This is a genomic window from Nostoc sp. CHAB 5715 (assembly GCF_020829685.1).
GTDB lineage: Bacteria > Cyanobacteriota > Cyanobacteriia > Cyanobacteriales > Nostocaceae > Nostoc.
This window is the reverse complement of the sequence record NZ_JAIVFR010000891.1, coordinates 1-3,126: the sequence shown is the minus strand read 5'-3', so window position 1 is coordinate 3,126 and position 3,126 is coordinate 1. Positions and strand designations below refer to the sequence as shown.

The window sequence follows — 3,126 nt, the reverse complement described above, 5'->3', positions numbered from 1 at the left end:
GTTGAAAAACGCCTACTGTGTTTAGGTTTAACCCTACACGACTACAACAAATATGTACGGGGTCAAGGTGAAGAACAACCACCCAAAGCCCACGAAATTGCAGCAATTATTAACTTGTGTCAGGAGTTGGGCAAAAAGCTTAATTTTCAAGCATTTTGGCAGGAATGGCAGGATTATTTGCTAGAAATCGCTTACCTAGCCCAAAATACCCAATTCAATGTAGATAGTAACTCGATTCTTTCTAACTGGGAACGTAGCGATCGCGAATTTACCATAGACGATCGCCGTTTAAATGATGTCTTACGCCACTTATTAGCTTTTGGAGATGTAGCAGTTCATATAGGCGATCCGGCTGATATTATAACTACGACTAAAGGCGATCGCCTGCGAGATCATTTAGATTGGTTAAATATTCCCAAAAAACTGGTTTACCATCGTCTGCGAGATTGTCGGGGTTTAATTACTAACCAAATTCATAACGCCGTCGTTAGTTTTGCTCGTCGGTTGGGTTGGGAGCCAATTCTGTATTTTGCTCAGGGTGCTATTTATCTAACACCCACAGAATCAGCCACACCTGACTTAGCAGACATTCAAGCGGCTGTATGGGAAAGTCTGATTAGAGGAGATGGAGAGAACAATCAACCAGGATTAGCACAATACTTCCAAAGTGGCGACGTGGGGTTTGTCCGCGATGGGAAGGGAATGAAAATTGCTCCCCAAACTCTAGAATTATTTACCCCTGCTGATTTAATTAGATTACTTCCTAGCGTTGTGCAAATCAAAGTTGCCAATGTCAAAGCCCCAGCCACACCAAAACGTCTAGAGAAGTTACAGTTAACCGATGCACAAAAGACATTTTTATCACAGGGCGTAAATATTTGGGCTGATAGATTAGCCGAGTTAATTATCTTGGCGCAAAGGGAATTTTTTGAAAATTGTCAAGATTATATACCTTGGATGCTGTCAGCTTTGGAATTGCATACTGAAATATCACCAGAACAAACACAAGTACAATCTGGGGGTGTGAATTATGGCTGGTATCAAGTTGCAGCGCATTACATAGCGGCTCACGCAACCTTAGATGAGCAACAGCTAGTCGATTTTTTAGAAAAATTAAGCGATCGCCTCGCTAATTGGGCGGAACAAAACAATTTACTCCAAGAATCCAGCAGCCCCACCTATGAAGCTTTTATCAACTATTTAGCCCAATATTTGGAAGTTTCGCCATCTAATTATCAACAGGCTGAGTTTGAAAATGAATTAAATACATATTCTCATGCAAAAGTCAATAACCAGCCTATATGTTCTTTAAGTTCAGGCGATTCTGATGCAGAGGATCAACTAGATACAGTTGTACTGTTCAAGCCTCAGCAATACAGCAACAAAAACGCCTTGGGAGGAGGACGCATCAAACGCGGTATTTCAAAGATTTGGTCTTTAGAAATGCTGATGCGTCAAGCTTTCTGGACGGGAGCATCAGGAAAATTAGAAGAACAACAACCTGTTTTCTTATACATTTTCCCTGCTTATGTCTACTCACCCCAAGTTGCTGTTGCAGTGCGGCGACTAGTGAAAGAACTCAAACGCGTCAATCTCTGGGAAGTGCGTAAACAGTGGTTAGATGCGGGGATGCACCATCGTGGACTGCAAACCTTACAGTGGCGAGATGAAGATGAAGTAGAGATTGGTCGATATGGTGACAGTTACTCTAACAAAGACTTGCCATTTATGGCTATGACTTATACAACCACAAGGGGGAAAACAACTACTGATGCTTGGGTTGCACCTAGTTTTTTAGCCTTGGCTTTACCGATACTTCTGGGTGTGAAAGTTGTTACCACTAGCAGTCCTGATCCACTTTACGCTAGCGATCAAGAATTTGTGGAGTCAGTCAAACTCGATGGTACAGCTGGATTTTGGAATTTACTTGGTATAAATCCAAACTTGAGATTACAGGATTTGTCACCAGCATTAGAACGGTTACTGGTAGCTTACAGCATTCATTTAGAGTTTCGCAGTTCGCCGCCGGATGCACGTTGGCAAGCCTTTAATGGTACAGCCAGAGATTTAGTCACCGATGTACTAAATGTATTTGCGATCGCCAATGAAGGATTCCGTGAAAATAAACGAGAACCCAGCCAAGAAGATGTTAAACGCATTTGGAAATATGCCCAACTCTGGATAAAAGGAAATATCAATATGTCAGAAAAGTTGCAATTAATTGAAAAATTGGTCAAAGAATATCGCCAGTTTTATCAAGTTAGTGTTGGGGAATCTAGTCACGCTGTTTTGTTACCAATTTCCAAAGCTTTAGAAGTAATCCTCACCGTTCCAGAGCAAATCCAACGAGCAGATATTATTTTACAAGCTGCTGGACAACTCCATGATGCACTAGAACGCCAAGAAGCTTATAAACGTCCCTTCATCATGGATAAATCTGTAGAGGTTTCCACTCGCAAAGCACAGGAATTAATGGCAATTCATACTTTTATGACCACCTGTGTTGATGAATTATTCTTGGGACTTTATAAAGGCGATCGCGCTTTACTCCAAGAGAACCGCAATCGGATTAAATCTGGTGCAGAATTTGCTTATCGCTGGCTGGCTTTGCAAGAAAAACAAACTGAAAAAACATCATCCAAAGGAGAAAAATAAATGAGTATTCTTAACACGATTCAATCTGACTTTCAAACAGCTTTTCCCCGGTTAGGATCTGGTAAATATGTCCACTTTTTAATGCTGCGTCATAGCCAATCTTTCCCAGTCTTTCAAACAGATGGAGTTCTCAACACAGCACGCACTCAAGCCGGAATCGACACACAAGATCCGATCAGTCGTTTGGTTATGTTCAAACGTAAGCAGATTACACCAGAACGTTTGTCAGGTAGAGAATTATTACGTTCTTTAGAATTAACTAGTGCTAATGCTGCCGAAAAAGATAAGTTCTGCGAATATAATGGCGAAAATTCTTGTAAAAAGTGTCCTGATTGCATTATCTACGGCTTTGCTATTGGTGATAGTGGCTCAGAACGTTCTAAGGTTTACTCTGATTCAGCTTTTTCTCTGAGTCCCTATGAGCAATCTCACCGGAGTTTTACCTTTAATGCACCCTTTGAGGGTGGAACA

The 3,126-nt window shown here is 41.3% G+C and carries 2 protein-coding genes; both read left to right on the top strand.

The genetic code is table 11. The features are described from left to right. On the top strand, nucleotides 1–2,655 hold a 2,655-nt coding region (gene cas10d, locus LC574_RS33250; RefSeq protein WP_229457849.1), incomplete at its 5' end, for a type I-D CRISPR-associated protein Cas10d/Csc3. After that, a partial coding sequence (gene cas7d, locus LC574_RS33245) for a type I-D CRISPR-associated protein Cas7/Csc2 (RefSeq protein WP_229457848.1) occupies nucleotides 2,656–3,126 on the top strand: 471 nt, incomplete at its 3' end.